The following is a 17,218-nucleotide window of genomic DNA, read 5'->3' on the forward strand; positions in this document are numbered from 1 at the left end:
AGGGGTAACATAATAACGTCTCCCCTCAGATGCGTCCTGCTTATGTCCACCATGCCCCTGGCCAATCGGCCCCATGATCATGCCCACTGCGTGCACTCTGCGTTGAGCGAGGCCGATACCCTCTGCGCGCGCAAGGGCCTGCGCCTGACAGCGCTGCGGCGGCGGGTACTCGAACTGGTGTGGCAGAGCCATAAGCCTCTGGGGGCTTATGACATCCTGGGCGTACTCAGCGAGCAGGATGGCCGCAGGGCAGCACCGCCTACCGTTTATCGGGCCTTGGATTTTCTGCTGGAGAACGGCTTGGTCCATCGCATTGCATCACTCAATGCGTTCATGGGCTGTGTTCACCCTGAGCATGCGCACCAAGGCCAATTCCTGATCTGCCGTGCCTGCCATGTAGCGGTCGAACTGGAATACCCCGCCGTGACCCAGGCGATCAACGACAGCGCCGTCAGTGTAGGGTTTGAGGTCGAAACTCAAACCGTAGAAGTCGTCGGGCTGTGCGCCCGCTGCAAGGCGGCCTGATGAGCGATGCGTTGATCACGCTCGAACAGGTCACGGTCGAGTTCAGCGGCCAGGCCATGTTGGAGCGCATAGACCTGCAAGTCCGTCCAAGTGAAATCGTAACCTTGATCGGCCCCAATGGCGCAGGCAAAACCACACTCGTTCGCGCGGTGCTTGGCCTGCTGCAACCGACCAGCGGTTCGGTATGGCGCCAGCCTCGCTTGCGCATTGGCTATATGCCGCAAAAGCTTCAGGTAGAACAAACCCTGCCCCTTTCCGTGTTGCGCTTCTTACGCTTGCTGCCTGGGGTCAACCGCGCTCGCGCCGAAGCGGCATTGGCCGAAGTAGGCGCCACCCAGGTGGTCGACAAACCGGTGCAGAGCATTTCCGGTGGGGAAATGCAGCGCGTATTGCTGGCCCGGGCATTGCTGCGTGAGCCGCAACTGCTGGTATTGGACGAACCCGTGCAAGGGGTGGACGTGGCCGGGCAGGCCGAGCTGTACGGCTTGATCACACGCCTTAGGGATCGCCATGGCTGTGGCGTGCTGATGGTCTCCCACGACCTGCGCCTGGTGATGAGCACCACGGACCAAGTGGTGTGTTTGAACCGCCATGTGTGCTGTTCCGGCCATCCCGAACAGGTCAGCGAGGACCCGGCCTTTATCGAGCTGTTCGGCGAACACGCTCCCAGCCTGGCGGTGTATCACCATCACCACGATCACGCGCACACCCTCCATGGCGAAGTGGTCAAAGGCCAGGGTCATCAGCACGGGGCGCATTGCAAGCATGGATGATTTTCTCTTGTATGCACTGGCGGCAGGCCTGGCCCTGGCCGTGGTCGCTGGCCCGCTAGGTTCCTTCGTGGTGTGGCGGCGCATGGCCTATTTTGGCGATACCCTGTCCCACGCCGCATTATTAGGCGTGGCGCTGGGCTTGGCACTGCAAATCAGCCCGGCCCTGGCCGTGACGGCAGGCTGCCTGGCCTTGGCGGTGATTCTGGTAACGCTGCAGCAACGCCAACCCTTGGCGTCCGACACCCTGTTGGGCATCCTGGCCCCGACTACCCTGTCATTAGGGCTGGTAGCCTTGAGCTTTATGCGCGATGTGCGCATCGATCTGATGGGCTACCTGTTCGGTGATTTGCTGGCGGTCAGCGCGCCAGACCTGGCCTGGATTCTTGGCGGCAGCGCCTTGGTGTTAGTGCTGCTCGGCGTGCTTTGGCGGCCGTTGATCGCCATCACCGTTCATGAAGAGCTGGCCCGGGTGGAGGGGCTGCCTGTCGCTTCGTTGCGCATGGCGCTTATGCTGCTGATCGCCATTGTGATTGCCGTAGCCATGAAGATCGTTGGCGTGCTGTTGATCACCTCGTTATTGATCATTCCGGCTGCGGCGGCCCAGCGACACGCCCGTTCGCCTGAGCAGATGGCGCTGGGGGCCAGCCTGTTGGGGGTAGTGGCTGTGTGTGCGGGCCTGGCCTTGTCCTGGTTCAAGGATACGCCCGCAGGCCCGTCCATTGTGGTGTGTGCCGGGGCATTGTTCCTGTTCAGTTACGTTCTACCGCGCCGCGCCTAAACGCCGCCTGCCCCGTGGGGCTTTTTTCGGCGCCCTTTGGGCGTGTAAACTTGCTCGATTTTGCCCATAAAGAGAGTGGCGCAATGAAGCCTTTTACGTCTCGTTGTCTGCTGAGCCTAGCCTTTGCCCTTGTGCTGAATGGCTGCCAGAGCACGCCGGTAGCGGCACCGCCGCCGCCCAGCGCCTTGGAACTGCTCCAGCAAAGCATCGACAGCAACGAGTTGGCCACCGCCGAGGATCAGTTGGCGGCCCTGCAGTCGCGCACCCCGGCCGACCCGCAACTTGAAAACCTTCAGCGCCAGTTGGCCGAGGCTTACCTTAAGCGCAGCCAAGTGGTATTGCTCAAGGGCGATGTAAACGCGGCCGCTACAGCCTTGGCGCGGGCGCGTGCCCTGATGCCCCAGGCGCCAGCCCTGACCGGCGGCGTGAATGGTGCTATTGCCCAGGCGCGCAAGGCCGAGCTGGAAAAAGCCGAAGCCGCGCTGCGGGCCGCCGAGGCCAAGCCCATCGCGCGCGTGATCGACCCTACCGCCAACAGCACGCCGGTGGTGCTGGCGACCCAGAATCAACATCAGTTGTGGGCCCAGCTGGACGACATCACCACCGATATCATCAATTACCACTGCGACGTTGTGGTTCAGGCACCGCGACAGGCAGATATCCCCTGGCTCGAAGCCCTGTTGCGCAGCCGCGTCAAGCGTCGTGCCCCTGACTTGCAGTGGAAACTCAGCCACCGTATCGAGCAGCGGCAGCCAGCGATCATTATCCTCAGTCCAGCCAAGCCTTGATCTGAAAGGCTCGGGCAACCTGGCCCATTGGGCCGGGCCGGGCGTTGAAGGGGTGCCTGGCAAGGGTGCGACCTTGCCGCGTTAGGGCAGGCCGCTCGCTTGGGGTACCCTGGCACCTCATTCCGCAAACCCTTGCCTGCCATGCAAACCGCTTATACCGTTCTTATTCTGCTGATGCTGGTCAGCGCTTCAAAGCTCGCCTCCCGCCTGATTCCCTTGCCACTGCCGTTGGTGCAGATCTTTGCGGGCGCCTTATTGGCGTGGCCCAGCCTTGGCTTTCATGTAACGCTGGATCCGGAGCTGTTCCTTTTCCTGTTCCTGCCGCCGCTGTTGTTTTCCGATGGCTGGCGCATGCCCAAACGGGAGTTGTGGCGGCTGCGTACGCCTATCCTTACCCTGGCGGTGGGCCTGGTACTGTTTACCGTGGTCGGGGCTGGGTACTTTATCCACTGGCTGATCCCCGCCATTGCGCTTCCCGCGGCCTTCGCCCTGGCAGCGGTGTTATCGCCTACCGATGCGGTAGCGGTATCGGCCATTGCTCGAGATCGCCTGCCCGCTCCTCTGATGCACATCCTACAAGGGGAGGCGTTGATGAACGACGCCTCCGGCCTGGTCACGTTCAAATTCGCCCTCGCCGCTGCCCTGACGGGGTATTTCTCGCTCACCGAGGCCAGCCTGTCATTCCTGCTGGTAGCCGTTGGCGGGCTAGCCCTTGGGGTCGCCGCCAGTTGGTTGGTGGGCCGTGGCCGCAGCTGGATGATCGCCCGCGGTTGGGATGACCCGGCCACCCATGTAGTGCTGATGTTACTGCTGCCATTCGCCACCTATGTGCTGGCTGAATGCATTGGCGTTTCCGGGATTCTCGGCGCGGTAGCGGCAGGCATGATGCAAAGCTGGGTCGACCTGTTGCCACGTCAAACCAGCACCCGGCTGCTCAACCGCAGTGTCTGGGGGCTGTTGGAGTTTGCCTTCAACGGGCTGATCTTCTTGCTGCTGGGCTTGCAGTTGCCCGGCATCGTTCGGGCCGTCGCGGGGGAAGCAGGGCTGTGGGAAGTGCTGCCTCTGCGGATTTTCGAAGTGGTAGCCATCTTCGTGGTGTTGGTATTGCTGCGCTTTGCCTGGGTGCAGGGCTCGTGGCGGGCGCTGGCGCGAATTCGGGAGTGGCGCGGGGAGCATGCCATTGCTCAGATGCCTACCCCGCGCGCCGCCTGGCTGCTATCGATCGGCGGTGTACGGGGCGCGGTCACCTTGGCCGGTGTGATGTCGGTACCGCTGATGCTGGCCCCAGACCAGGCGTTTCCCCAGCGAGACGTGATGCTGTTTATCGCTGCGGGGGTGATCCTGATGTCGTTGATCGCCGCCTGCGTGGCATTACCCCTGTTGCTGAGAGGCCTGGTGCAACCCGAGGATGACCGCCATCGCCAAGCGTTGCGCGACACCTGGAAATCCACCGCCCACGCGGCCATCAAAGCCTTGGAAACGATGCAGCCAGAAGACCAGGGCACCGACAATGACGCCGCTCAGGCAGCCTTGGCTACCGAAGCCAAGGCCCGCGTGATGAATGAATACCGCCACTTGCTCGACGTATTCGAGGACTCGGCAGAAGCCCAAGCCTTGGCCCAGCAGGCCGATGCCTGGGAGCGACGCCTGCGGGTGATGGCGCTCAAGGCCCAGCGGCTGGAGCTGTATGCCATGCACAGGCGCCGACACGTGGGAGACGATGTGCTGCGGGAAGTGCTTGCCGAGCTTGACCTGAGAGAAGCCCAAGCAGGGCGCGAGTAAGCCATGGCCAAACAAATGCTGAAGTCAAGGCCGCGCTCAGGCTAAAATACGCGGTTTTGGCCATTCGCCCTTCATGCGCACCTTGGGGTGCGTGGCACGCAGGTGACCCGTGATCGAATTTGACAACGTCCACAAGACCTACCGGGTGGCAGGCAAGGAAATCCCTGCCTTGCACCCTACCCGGCTGGTGATTCCGGCCGGCCAGGTATTCGGCCTGATCGGCCATTCTGGGGCAGGCAAAAGCACCCTGTTGCGCTTGATCAACCGCCTGGAGCAGCCCAGCGGCGGCACGATCCACATCGACGGAGAGAACGTGACCGCCTACGGCCCGGATCGTCTTCGTAGGCTACGACAGCAGGTCGGTATGATCTTCCAGCACTTCAACCTGCTGGCGTCTAAAACCGTGGCTGACAATGTGGCCATGCCGCTGCGCCTGGCCGGTGAACGCTCCTCGCGCGATATCGATAACCGCGTTGCCGAGCTGCTGGCACGGGTAGGCCTGAGCGAGCATGCGCGCAAATACCCGGCGCAGTTGTCTGGCGGGCAGAAGCAGCGGGTCGGCATTGCCCGCGCCCTGGCTACCCAGCCCAAAATCCTGTTGTGTGACGAGGCCACCAGTGCCCTGGACCCTCAGACCACCGCATCGGTGCTGCGCCTGCTGGCGGAGATCAACCGCGAGCTAAACCTCACCATCGTGCTGATCACTCATGAAATGGACGTGATCCGCCGGGTCTGCGACCAAGTGGCGGTCATGGACGCCGGGCGTATCGTCGAGCAGGGGCCTGTAGCCCAAGTGTTTCTGCACCCCACACACCCGACCACCAAGCGGTTCGTGCAAGAAGACGAACAGGTGGACGAACACGAACAGCATGACGATTTTGCCCATGTGCCAGGCCGTATCGTGCGCCTGACCTTCCAGGGCGAAGCCACCTACGCGCCTCTGCTAGGGACCGTGGCCCGCGAAACCGGCGTGGATTACAGCATCCTGGCGGGTCGTATCGACCGCATCAAGGATGCCCCCTATGGGCAACTGACCCTGGCCATCACCGGTGGCGACCTGGACGCTGCGTTCGCGCGCTTCACCGCAGCCGACGTTCATATGGAGATTCTGCGCTGATGGAATTTTTCGCCACTATCGACTGGAGTGAAATCTGGCTCGCCACCCTGGATACTTTGGTGATGCTGGGCGGTTCGCTATTGTTCACTGTGTTGCTCGGGCTGCCCTTGGGGGTGCTGCTGTTCTTGTGCGGGCCACGCCAGTTGTTCGAGCAACGGGGCCTGTATGCCTTGCTGTCGTTCCTGGTAAACGTGTTGCGCTCACTGCCGTTCATCATTCTGCTGATCGTAATGATCCCCCTGACGATACTGCTGACCGGTACGTCCTTGGGCATCGCCGGCGCCATTCCACCGCTGGTGGTGGGGGCCACGCCGTTCTTTGCGCGCCTGGTTGAAACCGCCCTGCGTGAAGTGGACCGGGGCATCATCGAGGCAACCCAGGCTATGGGCGCCACCACTCGGCAGATCATCCTCAATGCCTTATTGCCTGAGGCGAGGCCAGGTATTTTCGCGGCCATCACCGTCACCGCGATTACCTTGGTGTCCTATACCGCGATGGCAGGCCTGGTCGGGGCTGGCGGCCTGGGTGACCTGGCGATCCGCTTTGGCTACCAGCGGTTCCAAACCAACGTGATGGTCGTCACCGTGGTATTGCTGTTGGTGCTGGTGCAGATATTGCAAAGCGTCGGCGACCGCCTGGTTGTACATTTTTCCCGTAAATAAGTAGTAGGGCCGCCTCTATCCGCGGCCCATAGGAGCTTGTCCATGAAACAACTGTTGGTGGCCTTTGCTGCCGTATTCGCACTGACCGCCCAGGCCAACGATACCCTGACCGTGGCCGCCTCCGCGGTGCCTCACGCAGAGATCCTGGAATTCGTCAAACCGGCCTTGGCTGCCGAAGGCGTAGACCTGCAAGTGAAAGTGTTCACTGATTACGTGCAGCCCAACGTACAGGTGGCCGAGAAGCGCCTGGACGCGAACTTCTTCCAGCACCAACCGTACCTGAATGAGTTCAACAACGGCAAAGGCACGGACCTGGTCGCGGTTACCGGCGTTCACTTGGAGCCTCTGGCCGCCTACTCCAACAAGTACAAGACGCTCGCCGAGCTACCTGGCGGCGCCAATGTGGTGATTCCCAACGATGCCACCAACGGTGGCCGCGCCTTGCTGCTGCTGCAAGCCGCTGGGCTGATCAAGCTTCAGAACCCTCGGGACATTCTGGCCACGCCTAAAGACATCGTGGAAAACCCGAAAGACCTGAAAATCCGTGCGTTGGAAGCTGCTACCTTGCCTCGTGTACTCACCCAGGTAGACCTGGCGGTGATCAATACCAACTATGCGCTGGACGCTAAGCTGGACCCGTCCAAGGACGCGCTGGTGATCGAGGGTAACGACTCGCCCTACGTCAACATTCTGGTGGCCCGCCCTGATAATAAAGACGCCCCTGCCATGCAGAAACTGGCTGCAGCCTTGCATAGCCCAGAACTGAAGCAGTTCATTCTGGAGAAGTACAAAGGCGCGGTATTGCCCGCTTTCTAGGCTCTTGCATAGCTTAAGCCTTACGGGCTATTCAACACCGTTGGCAACTGCTTCAACAGCGTAGTGGTATTAAAAGGCGCGCGGATAAACCCGCGCAGTTGCCCCTCAGGGCCCACGATCGCCAGGTTGCCACTGTGTTGAACGGTATAGTTGGGCTTACTGGTATCCGGTGGCAAGTAGGGCACGCCTATGGCGGTGGACAGCTGTAATAACACCGCCTCGGGGGCTGTAAGGCCGATAAAGCTTTTGTTGAAATAGCTTAGATAGTCCTTCAATTGCGCGGGCGTGTCCCGGTGTGGGTCCACGCTTACGAAATACACCTGTAACCGCTGAGCAGCGGCTGTCGGCAGCTGACGCTGAATTTCCCGTAACTGCGCCAGGGTCGTTGGGCAAATATCAGGGCAAAAGGTATAGCCAAAGAACAGCAGGCTCCACCGCCCCTTGAGTGTATCCATGGCTAAGGCTTGGCCGTCTTGGTTGGTTAGGCTCAGTGCAGGCATTGGCCTGCCTTGCTGTAGGAATACGATCCCCGCTTCGAGCAGTTCCGGCTGTTGGGCCAAGTCGCTTTGCTTTAATAGCCTCGGCAGCATCCAGCCCACCCCTAGGGCAGCGACAGTCACCAAGGCAGCGGCAAGTTTGAAGGTACGGGTCATCAGGCTCACTCGAATCACGGCTTCACAAAGTAAAAGCAGATCCCGCTTGGCGCAAGCAGCCCGCTCTCCACTGAGCTACCCTGAAAGAAGCCGCATAATGGCCTCTTGGCATAACCTCAGGCGATAAGCCAACTCTCGTTATGAGGTTTTCATCCGGCCCTTTACGCAGCGGCAGCTAGCGTAGGGGCTTTGCGTGACTGGATTAGCTGGAGTCAACATGAATACCGCCGCACTACGCGAGCTGATCGACCGTGCTCATCTGCATGAAACCCAAAGCGGGCAGCTGGCTGCCGCCTTGGCTGGACGGCTTGCCAACCTGCACCGCTCCATCACGTTACCCGACGGCGAAGGCGACCCCCAAGGCAGCCTGCATCGGTTCGTTGATGCCTACATTAGGCAAGTGCCTGACGTAATAGACGCCGCTGCTGAAGTTGCGCGCGAGGCGGGTATTGCTCAGCAGATTCAACCCGTCTTGAATATCGCCCTGGAGTATTTTATTCACCCGCCCAAGATCATGGAGGGCCATGAGGGGCTGGATTGCTTGCTGGATGAAGCCTACCTGGCGCACCGGCTGGTGGAAGAGGTGAATGACTTATACATCCGCCACTTCGCCCAGCCGCTGATCCCCCAAGACACCACCATGGCTAACCTGATCGCCCATAACCTGATCGGCGAAACCTTCGCTAATGAATTGGACGAGGTGGTGCATCATTCCATCGACCAATTGCTGGACGATGAAGCCTTTGAGCAGGAAACCGTGCAAACCTACAAAGATCGCCTTACCAGCCCCGAGACAGGCGCGCTGTGGAAGCGTTGGCCTTGTATGTCCCGGCAGCTGGGTATCGGCATTAGCATGACCTAGCGTTAAGAACTGGCTCCCAGGCCGCTGCTAGTCCGTAAGCGGCCTTCGGTACGGCGCTTGAGGCCGTGGCTTTCAATGATCAACCGCGAGCCACTGGCCTGGTTGGCGCGGCCCCAATCTTCCAACAGTTCAAGGCACGCATGATCGATATAACTCAATCCATTGAGCGGCACATGCACCTCAGTGCCAGGTGCGATGCTTCCCAGTGCCTTGGTAAGGGCTGGCACCTTGAGGAACGTTGCGGCGCCTGTCAGGCGCAGCTCCACCTGTTTTTCACCTGTTGACACCAAGGCGATTTTCAACCGCGCGGCCTTGAAGGCTAGCTTGAGCAGGGTCAGGGCAAAGCCTAGCAGCACGCCGGTCAGCAGGTCGGTAAAGATGATCGCCAGCGCCGTGGCCGCGTAGGTGAACATCGGCATGCGTCCATAGCGCCCCAGGCCGCGGAAGGCTTTGAAGTCCACCAGCTTGATACCTGTGTACACCAGTACACCAGCAAGGCTGGCGACCGGAATGCTCTGCAGCACACTGGAGAGCAACACCACGAACCCGAGCAGCCATACCCCATGGAAGATAGCCGAGGCGCGGGTTTGAGCACCGGCCTGTACGTTGGCCGAGCTGCGTACGATTACCCCCGTCATGGGCAGCGCGCCTAGCAAGCCGCACAGCATATTGCCTACGCCTTGAGCAGACAGTTCCCGGTCGAAATCCGAACGTACGCCGTTATGCATACGGTCAACCGCGGCGGCAGACAGCAAGGTTTCCGCGCTCGCAATAAAAGCCAAAGCAACGGCGGCGATCAGCAGGGTCGGGTCGGCCAAGGCCATAAGGTCTGCTGGCTTGAGCAGGTCAATGGCGTCTGTAAGGTTGGCTGGCACCTGCACCCGCTTGACCTGCAACGGCAGTAGCAAGCTGAGGGTGGTAGCAACCGTTACGCCAAGCAGCGCGCCCGGAATGAAGCGCAAGCGGGCAGGGCGCAGTTTCTCCCAGGCCCACATAATGCCAATGGTCAATAACCCGAGAAGCCCGGCCTGCCAGCCTAAACCGCCACCGAGCGCCGGCAGGGCCTCACCTACGGCGCCGGGAAACTCCAACAGATTACTGACCCCTGAAGGTTGGGGAGACTGGTCAAGCATTACATGGATTTGCGACAGCACAATCAGCACGCCAATACCGGCCAACATGCCATAGACCACCGCAGGGGCGGTTACCCGAAACCAGCACCCCAGCTTGAAGCGCCCGGCTACGAACTGTAGCAAGCCGGCTAACAGCAAAATGGGGCCTAACATGGCCAAGCCATGCTGGCGCACCAGTTCGAATACCAAGACCGCCAAGCCTGCCGCCGGCCCGCTGACTTGCAGCGGGGAACCCGCAAGGAAGCCCACCACCAAGCCGCCAATGATGCCCGTTACCAGACCCTTGGCAGGGGGTACGCCCGACGCGATAGCGATGCCCATGCACAACGGCAGCGCAACCAGAAACACAACGACCGAAGCCATCAACTCACGGGGCAAAGCCGCTTTGATCTGCGAAATATTCACGTCGCTTCCTCCTGAAAGTGAACAGGCCGCGGCCGCACCGTTGCAACAGGCATCCTGTACCTTATTGACGCGCAGCCAGAGACTACCCGTTGTTCAGAGGTACATATGAGCCCGTTTATGATTGTTTTTATTGAAAACGGAAACGGCCTGACTACACGAAGGCGTAGCCTATAGAGGCCTTGTAACGTTTGGACCCACGCGGCTTAGAAGCGGCCCCTTGGGGTTGCGCTGGGCGTAGGCTGCGGGCCATCGAGCGGTAGGAAGCAGTCACGCTCGGCGTCGTACGCTTTGATTTCACTGGTCTCGATGTTGTAGACCCAACCATGGATACACAATTGACCGTTGGCCAAACGCGCGGCCACGGAGGGGTGGGTACGCAGGTGCTGAAGCTGGGCGATCACGTTTTCTTCCGTGAGTACCGCCATGGTTTCGCCTTCGGTGGCGCAGTTGCAGTTTTGATGTACCACGGTTTTTGCCACTTCCGCGTGGCGTAGCCAGGCTTTGACCGTAGGCATGTTTTCCAGGGTGTCAGGGTTGAGCACCGCGCGCATGGCGCCGCAGTCCGAATGGCCACAGATGATCACGTGCTGCACGCCCAAGGCCATGACCGCATATTCCAAGGCCGTGGACACACCGCCGTTCATTTGGCCATAAGGTGGCACCACGTTGCCTACGTTGCGGGTTACAAACAGGTCACCTGGTGAGCTGTTGGTGATCAGCTCCGGCACGATCCGGGAGTCGGCACAGGTAATGAACATCGCCCGTGGGCGCTGGGCGGTCGCCAGCTTCTTGAACAGCTCTTTCTGCTGAGGGAATACCTCCTGGTTGAAATGCCGGAAGCCATCGACGATGTACTTGAGCGACTCCTCGGTGCTGCCCGGTTCAGGGGTAGTGTCCGCTAGGGGTTGGTCCTTTGAATTCATATTCGATCCTCTTAACGGTAGGGGAAGTCCCACGTGGTTAGGCGAAAAATCCTACACCGAAAGCTTTAAGTCTTGCGTTAGGGAAACTGTGACCAGATAAGACAATTCTTAACGTAGAGGGCGCCCCTTAATTAAAGCTGAACGCTGACCCTTAACCCAGAAGGCTGACAAGCGGCTAACTGCCATTAGTTGCTGGCCATTAATGGCAGTATGATTTCTTGGTTTATATTTCAAACAGGCTGACTAAATAGTATCTGTGACTATCGTTCCATTACAGCAATGACAACTGCCGCCCCGGCGGGCAGAACCTGGAACAGTCCAGGGCGCTTCGCTCACGGTCGCCAAGGCCCGCGCGCTTGACCGCGGCAGCGAAGCGACGGGCAATAAGCTGAGCGAAAACCCCTTCGCCTTTCATGCGCTCACCAAAGTTGGCGTTATACAATTCACCGCCCCGGCTCTGACGGATCAGGCTCAGTACATGGGCTGCCCGTTGTGGATAATGGACGTTTAACCACTCTTCGAATAATGGAGCCACTTCCAGTGGTAAGCGTAGTAGCACGTAGTGCGCACTAGTGGCACCGGCTTCGCTGGCCGATTGGATCATTGTTTCTAATTCATGGTCGTTGATCATCGGAATTATTGGCGCGCAAATAATCCCCACAGGCACCCCTGCTTCGGCCAATACTTTCACAGCCCTCAATCGTGCATTAGGTGCCGCGGCTCTGGGCTCCAGGGTACGCTTGAGTTCGTTATCCAAGGTGGTGAGGCTGATCATTACCCGTACCAAGCGCTCCTTGGCTAGGGCCTGAAGCACGTCCAGATCGCGCAGCACCATGGCACCCTTGGTAGTAATAGTCACCGGGTGACGATAGCGCAGCAGTACGGCCAGCAACGCTCGAGTGATGCGGTACTGTTGCTCGATAGGCTGGTAAGGGTCGGTATTGGCCCCCAAGGCAATAGGCGCGCACTGGTAACCGGGCTTGTCGAGGGTTTCGGCCAAGCGCTGCGCAGCGTTGGTTTTGGCGATCAGGCGGGTTTCGAAATCCAACCCTGGGGACATGTCCCAGTACGCGTGAGTTGGGCGTGCGAAGCAATAGATACAGCCGTGCTCGCAGCCCCGATAGGGGTTGATGGAGCGGTCGAAGGGGATGTCTGGGGACGTATTGCGAGTGATGATGCTTTTGGCGGCTTCTATCCGCACCTCGGTATGCACACTGGGAAGTACGTCCCGATACCAGCCGTCGTCCTCTACCGTTGAGTGCCGACCGTGGAACCGGTTGTGCGGATTGCTGACGGTACCTCGCCCGCGCTCAGGGGCTTTTGGTTGCATACACGAAACCTCGATACTGTATGTGCAACCAGTATAGAGAGCCAGATATCAATTGCAATCCGTTGCAGCATATCGGGCCGCCTATGGCCTGTAGGAATGAGCGCAAGCTCGCGAACATACGACATGGCAACCAATGACGCCTTGTTTGCCAGCTGTCGCTGGGCTCTCATCAAACAAAAAATAACCATTTGATTTTAAAGAGCTAAAATCATACTGCTTAACTAGCGCTATGCGCGTTGGACGGCGAAGCCGTCCCAGTACACAAGGCTCGCAGGCACCGCAGCCTGCGCCTCGGATCGGCCGAGTGCAGGTGCGGCGTAGTTGGGCGTCCGCCAGGGATGGCGGGCGAGCGGCGCCAGGGCAACGACAGCGCGGCGCCTTGGCGGCGGGACGGCTCCTACAATCCCGCTTGAGAGTACTGGCTAGGGCTTTTTCAGCTTCGGATTCGGAAAGAACTGCACGGTCTGCACCTTGGGCTGCGGAGGCTTGGGCTGCCCCTGGTTAACCCGGGTACCCAACTCCTTGGGAATGGACTGGCCTTGGGCATTTAAGGTGTCGGCATAACCACAGGCCACGCACTCACGGTGCGGAACGTCGTCTTCGCTCCACATCATGAGTTTGTCCATTTCGCTGCACGCCGGGCATACCGCCCCAGCGATAAACCGCTTCTGGGTTTTCACCACACCCTCCATCACGCCGCCTCGCCTTCCACCAGCCCACTGTGGCGAAGCAAGGCATCGATGGAAGGCTCCCGACCGCGGAAGTCCGTGAACAGCACCAAGGGTGCCTGGGACCCGCCCCGAGCGAGGATGGCTTCACGAAACGCACGGCCCGTTTCCGGGTTGAGCACGCCTTCTTCTTCGAAGCGGGAGAACGCATCGGCGGACAGTACTTCAGCCCATTTATAGCTGTAGTAGCCGGCCGCATAGCCCCCAGCGAAGATATGCGCAAAGCTGTTAGGAAAACGGTTATACGCAGGCGGGCGCATGACCGAAACCTGGTCGCGAATCTGCTCAAGCACTTGCAGCGGGCTACGTCCATCACCATGGGTCGCGTGCAGCTCGAAGTCGAACAGCGAAAACTCCAGTTGGCGTACCATCATCAGGCCCGACTGGAAATTCTTGGCCGCGAGCATTTTCTGCAGCAGGTCTTGAGGCAGGGGCTCGCCAGTTTCATAGTGCCCGGACATCAACGCCAAGCCCTCAGGCTCCCAGCACCAGTTTTCCATGAACTGGCTCGGCAGCTCTACCGCGTCCCACGCCACACCATTGATGCCTGACACCCCAGCGTGTTCGATACGGGTCAGCAGGTGGTGCAAGCCATGGCCAAACTCATGGAAGAGGGTGGTCACTTCATCGTGCGTCAGCAATGCAGGCTTGCCCGGCGCGGCCGGCGTGAAGTTGCACACCAGGTTGGCCACGGGGCTTTGCAACTGGCCACTGGCGGTACGGCGGCGGTCTTTGGCACCGTCCATCCAGGCACCACCACGCTTGTTAGCGCGTGCGTAGAGGTCAAAGAAGAAACGGCCCACATGCTCGCCGTTTTCTTTAATCTCGAACAGGCGTACGTCTGGGTGCCACTTATCGAAGCCAGTGACTTCAGCGATCTCGATTCCATACAAGCGCTGGACGATGGCGAACAGCCCACCCAGAACCTTATCCACCGGGAAGTAAGCCCTCAGGGCTTCTTGGGACACGCTATAGCGCTGCTCACGCAGCTTTTCGCCGTAAAAGCCACTGTCCCAACTTTGCAGGTCTGGGCAGCCTTGTTCGGCGGCATAGGCCTTGAGCTGCTCCAGGTCTTTGGCTGCGTAGGGTTTGCTACGCTGAGCCAGGTCACGCAAGAAGCCCAGCACATGGTCACTGGATTCCGCCATCTTGGTAGCCAGGCTCAGTTCCGCGAAGTTGGCGAAGCCCAGCAGGTGGGCCAGCTCTTGGCGCAGGCTGAGGATCGCTTCCATCACCGGGCCATTGTCGTTCTGGCCAGCATTGGGCCCTTGGTCGGAGGCGCGCGTGCAATAGGCGGTGTACACCTCTTCACGCAGGGCGCGATCTTCAGCGTAAGTCATGACCGCGTAATAGCTAGGAAACTCCAGGGTGATCAACCACCCGTCAAGCGCCTTGGCCTGGGCCGCGGCAGCCATCTGGGCCTTGGCAGAGGCCGTCAGGCCAGCCAGCGTGCTTTCGTTCGTTACGTGCTTGGTCCAGGCCTGGGTAGCGTCCAACAACTGGTTGGAGAACTTGCTGCCCAACTCGGACAGCTTGCTCTGCACCTCGGCATAGCGTTTTTGCTGCTCTGGCGGGAGGTCGATGCCTGACAGGCGGAAGTCTCGCAGGGAATGCTCGATGATGGTTTTTTGCGCAACGTCAAAGTGCCGGCTGGCTGGGCTATTGGCCAGCGCCTGGAAAGCATCGAACAGCGCGCGGTTCTGGCCAAGCTCGGTGGAGTAGGCACTCAAGGCCGGCAGGCAGGCTTCATACGCCTGGCGCAGCTCGGGGCTGTTGCAGACGGCATTGAGGTGGCTCACCGGGCTCCACGCGGCACCGAGGCGGTCGTTGAGTTCGTCCATGGCCAGGACCAGGCCTTCCCACGTGGGCTCGCGGCCTTGCTGTTCAAGCAGGGCGCCAACCGCCGCGCGGTTGTCCGCAAGAATACGCTCGATCGCCGGCTGCACGTGCTCAGGAAGGATCGCCGAAAACGGCGCCAGGTCGTAAGGCTGAAGCAGCGGATTGGTCTCGGTCACGGTCACACACCTTGGCTTGAAAGGAAACACCGGTCATCTTATTACAAACACCGCCCTCCGCAGCACCGGTGGGTACTATCATGAGCAGAGAGGGAGACTATCGTGATTCGCACATTCGCTGGGGCCAGCCCCCTTTTAGGCCCACGCGCCTTTGTCGACGCCAGCGCGGTGGTCATTGGAAACGTGCACATCGGCGAGGATAGCTCCGTCTGGCCTCTGACCGTGATTCGTGGCGATATGCACAAGATCCGCATCGGTAAGCGGACCAGCGTGCAGGATGGCAGCGTACTGCATATCACCCATGCCGGGCCCTACAACGAGGGTGGTTTCCCGCTGATCATCGGTGATGAGGTGACCATCGGCCATAAGGTCATCCTCCACGGCTGTACCCTGGGCAACCGGATTCTAGTGGGCATGGGCAGTACGGTCATGGATGGCGCGGTAGTCGAAGACGACGTGATCATTGGCGCGGGCAGCCTGGTACCGCCTGGTAAGGTGTTGCAAAGTGGGTTTTTATATATCGGTAGCCCAGTCAAACAGGCGCGGCCGCTGACCGATAAAGAACGCGGTTTCTTCAGCTATACCGCGAGTAACTACGTCAAGCTCAAGGGACAGCACTTGGCCGAAGGCTTCGATCAACCCCTCGCCTGAGCCCTTTATGCGCTACAACACAATCCTGTTCGACCTGGACGGTACCCTGACCGGCCCACGCGACGGCACCACCCAGGGGTTGGGCAACTTCGAGGCGTTGAACGCCGAGGCGCCGGCGTTTTATTTTCACACCCTGGCCGGGCTAAACAGGGCCTTTATCGAGCAGCGCTTGTAAGGCTTGTTGACGCTCAGGCGCGGGCAACTTGCCCAGCGCTCGTACTGCCTGATAAAACCTGGGCCAATCGCGCCCGGCTTGGTTATAGAGGGCGGCGAAGGCGGGTACCCACTGCTCGTAAAGGCCGAAAGGCAGTAGCTTGGCGTTATTGATAGGGCCTTGAACCCACGCATCGAACGGCCCCTCGCCCCCCCACTGGCTATCACGAAGTTGGCGATAATCCCGACGCAAGCGCTCGATCTGCTCGGCCTTGGCCTGGCGCATGACCTCCGGCGCCAGAGGCTGGGCGTACAGGGCTTCAAGGCGCTGACGCAGGCCAAGCACCAATTGCACAAAGGCTTTCCGGCGGCCGTTCTGGGCTTCACCCAGAGGTGGCAAGCCCCGCGCGGCACGCCATTGGCGGGTGCCTTCCTGCTCCACGAAGGTGGCGAAGGACTCATTGAAGGGTGTATCCCCGGCCAGGTAAAAGCGTTGGTGAGCCAACTCATGGAAGATCAGCGTTGCCAGGCGCTCGCTACCCCAGCCCAGCATGGTGCTGAGAATAGGGTCGTCGAACCAACCCAGGGTGGAGTAAGCCTCTACCCCCCCGATATAAACGTCCAGCCCTTGCTGGCGCAAAAGCGCGGCGGCGCCACGGGCACGGCCTGGCTGATAATAACCACGGTAGGCCACGCAGCCAGCGATGGGAAAGCACTGCTGGATCGGGACAAGGGAAAATTCCGTCGTGGCAAAGAGGTTCCATACCACGAAGGGACGATGAAGGTCTGCGTACAGCCGATAGCTGCGGTTATCTGGCAAGGCCAAGTGTTCACTGGCAAATGCCCTTGCACGCTCTGCCTCAGCAAGGCGAGCTCGCAGGCTTGGATCGCGGCGGGGGTCGGCGATCACTTGGGCCACAGGCTCGCGGGCACGGAGCAAGGATAATTGCCCCGCGGCGAGCTGCTGATAGTACTCAACCGTGGTACAACCACTGAGCAGAAAGGCACTGAGCAGGGGAACCAACACCCGATAAAAGCGGTCGAGTGAGCCGTGGCGTGAACGCCTGACAACAATCGCGAACATATGGCAGGCCGTCTTCGAGTCGCCCAGGGAGGGGTTTCGC

18 protein-coding genes are annotated in these 17,218 nt (G+C 60.1%); 11 read left to right on the top strand and 7 right to left on the bottom strand.

Annotation, left to right across the window (positions count from 1 at the left end; genetic code table 11):
* The first annotated feature begins 42 nt into the window (after positions 1 to 42).
* From ACWKV4_RS13870 to ACWKV4_RS13905, 8 genes are all read left to right on the top strand, one after another.
* Positions 43 to 525 (top strand): Fur family transcriptional regulator, encoded by a 483-nt coding sequence (locus ACWKV4_RS13870; RefSeq protein ID WP_483832664.1) that lies wholly within the window; start codon positions 43 to 45, stop codon positions 523 to 525.
* On the top strand, positions 525 to 1,298 hold the full coding sequence (gene znuC, locus ACWKV4_RS13875; RefSeq protein WP_483832665.1) for a zinc ABC transporter ATP-binding protein ZnuC: 774 nt from the start codon (positions 525 to 527) through the stop codon (positions 1,296 to 1,298). Before ACWKV4_RS13870 ends, znuC begins: the two co-directional genes overlap by 1 nt.
* Positions 1,291 to 2,076 carry a zinc ABC transporter permease subunit ZnuB gene (znuB, locus tag ACWKV4_RS13880; protein WP_483832666.1) on the top strand — a complete coding sequence of 262 codons (786 nt, stop codon included), beginning with the start codon at positions 1,291 to 1,293 and terminating at the stop codon, positions 2,074 to 2,076. The genes znuC and znuB overlap by 8 nt, the downstream gene beginning before the upstream one ends.
* An 83-nt stretch (positions 2,077 to 2,159) precedes the next feature.
* On the top strand, positions 2,160 to 2,864 hold the full coding sequence (locus ACWKV4_RS13885) for a PA5502 family lipoprotein (protein ID WP_483832667.1): 705 nt from the start codon (positions 2,160 to 2,162) through the stop codon (positions 2,862 to 2,864).
* Between the two features lie 141 nt (positions 2,865 to 3,005).
* Complete coding sequence (locus ACWKV4_RS13890; protein ID WP_483832668.1) at positions 3,006 to 4,646, top strand: Na+/H+ antiporter; 1,641 nt, start codon at positions 3,006 to 3,008, stop codon at positions 4,644 to 4,646.
* A gap of 109 nt (positions 4,647 to 4,755) precedes the next feature.
* Positions 4,756 to 5,763: a methionine ABC transporter ATP-binding protein gene (locus ACWKV4_RS13895; protein WP_483832669.1), complete on the top strand. Its 1,008-nt coding sequence runs from the start codon at positions 4,756 to 4,758 to the stop codon at positions 5,761 to 5,763.
* Positions 5,763 to 6,425, top strand: a complete 663-nt coding sequence (locus tag ACWKV4_RS13900; RefSeq protein WP_483832670.1) for a methionine ABC transporter permease — start codon at positions 5,763 to 5,765, stop codon at positions 6,423 to 6,425. The genes ACWKV4_RS13895 and ACWKV4_RS13900 overlap by 1 nt, the downstream gene beginning before the upstream one ends.
* 42 nt (positions 6,426 to 6,467) lie before the next feature.
* Positions 6,468 to 7,241 carry a MetQ/NlpA family ABC transporter substrate-binding protein gene (locus ACWKV4_RS13905; RefSeq protein ID WP_483832671.1) on the top strand — a complete coding sequence of 258 codons (774 nt, stop codon included), beginning with the start codon at positions 6,468 to 6,470 and terminating at the stop codon, positions 7,239 to 7,241.
* A gap of 20 nt (positions 7,242 to 7,261) precedes the next feature.
* On the opposite strand, the gene ACWKV4_RS13910 is transcribed toward ACWKV4_RS13905, so the two are convergent.
* Positions 7,262 to 7,894, bottom strand: a complete 633-nt coding sequence (locus ACWKV4_RS13910) for an SCO family protein (RefSeq protein WP_483832672.1) — start codon at positions 7,892 to 7,894, stop codon at positions 7,262 to 7,264.
* Between the two features lie 217 nt (positions 7,895 to 8,111).
* Here ACWKV4_RS13910 and ACWKV4_RS13915 point away from each other — a divergent pair, with 217 nt between their 5' ends.
* Positions 8,112 to 8,756, top strand: a complete 645-nt coding sequence (locus ACWKV4_RS13915; RefSeq protein WP_483832673.1) for a hypothetical protein — start codon at positions 8,112 to 8,114, stop codon at positions 8,754 to 8,756.
* A gap of 2 nt (positions 8,757 to 8,758) precedes the next feature.
* On the opposite strand, the gene ACWKV4_RS13920 is transcribed toward ACWKV4_RS13915, so the two are convergent.
* The 5 genes from ACWKV4_RS13920 to prlC all read right to left on the bottom strand — a co-directional run bounded on the left by ACWKV4_RS13920 (position 8,759) and on the right by prlC (position 15,290).
* Entirely contained in the window at positions 8,759 to 10,252 is a 1,494-nt protein-coding gene (locus tag ACWKV4_RS13920) for a SulP family inorganic anion transporter (RefSeq protein WP_483832798.1), read from the bottom strand.
* Between the two features lie 245 nt (positions 10,253 to 10,497).
* The gene (locus tag ACWKV4_RS13925; RefSeq protein WP_483832674.1) at positions 10,498 to 11,217 is read right to left on the bottom strand and encodes a carbonic anhydrase; all 720 of its coding nucleotides are present in this window, start codon (positions 11,215 to 11,217) and stop codon (positions 10,498 to 10,500) included.
* Positions 11,218 to 11,488: 271 nt separating this feature from the next.
* Positions 11,489 to 12,547 carry a PA0069 family radical SAM protein gene (locus ACWKV4_RS13930; protein ID WP_483832675.1) on the bottom strand — a complete coding sequence of 353 codons (1,059 nt, stop codon included), beginning with the start codon at positions 12,545 to 12,547 and terminating at the stop codon, positions 11,489 to 11,491.
* A 422-nt stretch (positions 12,548 to 12,969) separates the two neighbouring features.
* Positions 12,970 to 13,239, bottom strand: a complete 270-nt coding sequence (locus tag ACWKV4_RS13935; RefSeq protein ID WP_483832799.1) for a YheV family putative zinc ribbon protein — start codon at positions 13,237 to 13,239, stop codon at positions 12,970 to 12,972.
* Positions 13,239 to 15,290 (bottom strand): oligopeptidase A, encoded by a 2,052-nt coding sequence (gene prlC / locus ACWKV4_RS13940; RefSeq protein ID WP_483832676.1) that lies wholly within the window; start codon positions 15,288 to 15,290, stop codon positions 13,239 to 13,241. The genes ACWKV4_RS13935 and prlC overlap by 1 nt, the downstream gene beginning before the upstream one ends.
* Positions 15,291 to 15,389: 99 nt before the next feature.
* Here prlC and ACWKV4_RS13945 point away from each other — a divergent pair, with 99 nt between their 5' ends.
* Together ACWKV4_RS13945 and ACWKV4_RS13950 are read left to right on the top strand one after the other, a co-directional pair.
* Positions 15,390 to 15,941 carry a gamma carbonic anhydrase family protein gene (locus tag ACWKV4_RS13945; RefSeq protein ID WP_483832800.1) on the top strand — a complete coding sequence of 184 codons (552 nt, stop codon included), beginning with the start codon at positions 15,390 to 15,392 and terminating at the stop codon, positions 15,939 to 15,941.
* 7 nt (positions 15,942 to 15,948) lie between these two features.
* Complete coding sequence (locus ACWKV4_RS13950; RefSeq protein ID WP_483832677.1) at positions 15,949 to 16,116, top strand: hypothetical protein; 168 nt, start codon at positions 15,949 to 15,951, stop codon at positions 16,114 to 16,116.
* Here the strand turns inward: ACWKV4_RS13950 and ACWKV4_RS13955 are convergent.
* A complete protein-coding gene (locus ACWKV4_RS13955) occupies positions 16,084 to 17,178 on the bottom strand; it encodes an aminopeptidase (RefSeq protein ID WP_483832678.1) in 1,095 nt (364 codons plus the stop codon). The two genes, ACWKV4_RS13950 and ACWKV4_RS13955, sit on opposite strands and share 33 nt — an antisense overlap.
* Positions 17,179 to 17,218 lie beyond the last annotated feature (40 nt).

It is taken from the genome of Pseudomonas artemisiae (assembly GCF_057128685.1).

What these genes read in the sequence shown, in the direction of transcription:
- ACWKV4_RS13870 (WP_483832664.1), top strand. Translation starts at nt 43, where the DNA reads ATGTCCACCATGCCCCTGGCCAATCGGCCCCATGATCATGCCCACTGC.
- znuC (WP_483832665.1), top strand. Translation starts at nt 525, where the DNA reads ATGAGCGATGCGTTGATCACGCTCGAACAGGTCACGGTCGAGTTCAGC.
- znuB (WP_483832666.1), top strand. Translation starts at nt 1,291, where the DNA reads ATGGATGATTTTCTCTTGTATGCACTGGCGGCAGGCCTGGCCCTGGCC.
- ACWKV4_RS13885 (WP_483832667.1), top strand. Translation starts at nt 2,160, where the DNA reads ATGAAGCCTTTTACGTCTCGTTGTCTGCTGAGCCTAGCCTTTGCCCTT.
- ACWKV4_RS13890 (WP_483832668.1), top strand. Translation starts at nt 3,006, where the DNA reads ATGCAAACCGCTTATACCGTTCTTATTCTGCTGATGCTGGTCAGCGCT.
- ACWKV4_RS13900 (WP_483832670.1), top strand. Translation starts at nt 5,763, where the DNA reads ATGGAATTTTTCGCCACTATCGACTGGAGTGAAATCTGGCTCGCCACC.
- ACWKV4_RS13905 (WP_483832671.1), top strand. Translation starts at nt 6,468, where the DNA reads ATGAAACAACTGTTGGTGGCCTTTGCTGCCGTATTCGCACTGACCGCC.
- ACWKV4_RS13910 (WP_483832672.1), bottom strand. Translation starts at nt 7,894, where the DNA reads ATGACCCGTACCTTCAAACTTGCCGCTGCCTTGGTGACTGTCGCTGCC.
- ACWKV4_RS13915 (WP_483832673.1), top strand. Translation starts at nt 8,112, where the DNA reads ATGAATACCGCCGCACTACGCGAGCTGATCGACCGTGCTCATCTGCAT.
- ACWKV4_RS13920 (WP_483832798.1), bottom strand. Translation starts at nt 10,252, where the DNA reads ATGGCTTCGGTCGTTGTGTTTCTGGTTGCGCTGCCGTTGTGCATGGGC.
- ACWKV4_RS13925 (WP_483832674.1), bottom strand. Translation starts at nt 11,217, where the DNA reads ATGAATTCAAAGGACCAACCCCTAGCGGACACTACCCCTGAACCGGGC.
- ACWKV4_RS13930 (WP_483832675.1), bottom strand. Translation starts at nt 12,547, where the DNA reads ATGCAACCAAAAGCCCCTGAGCGCGGGCGAGGTACCGTCAGCAATCCG.
- ACWKV4_RS13935 (WP_483832799.1), bottom strand. Translation starts at nt 13,239, where the DNA reads ATGGAGGGTGTGGTGAAAACCCAGAAGCGGTTTATCGCTGGGGCGGTA.
- ACWKV4_RS13950 (WP_483832677.1), top strand. Translation starts at nt 15,949, where the DNA reads ATGCGCTACAACACAATCCTGTTCGACCTGGACGGTACCCTGACCGGC.
- ACWKV4_RS13955 (WP_483832678.1), bottom strand. Translation starts at nt 17,178, where the DNA reads ATGTTCGCGATTGTTGTCAGGCGTTCACGCCACGGCTCACTCGACCGC.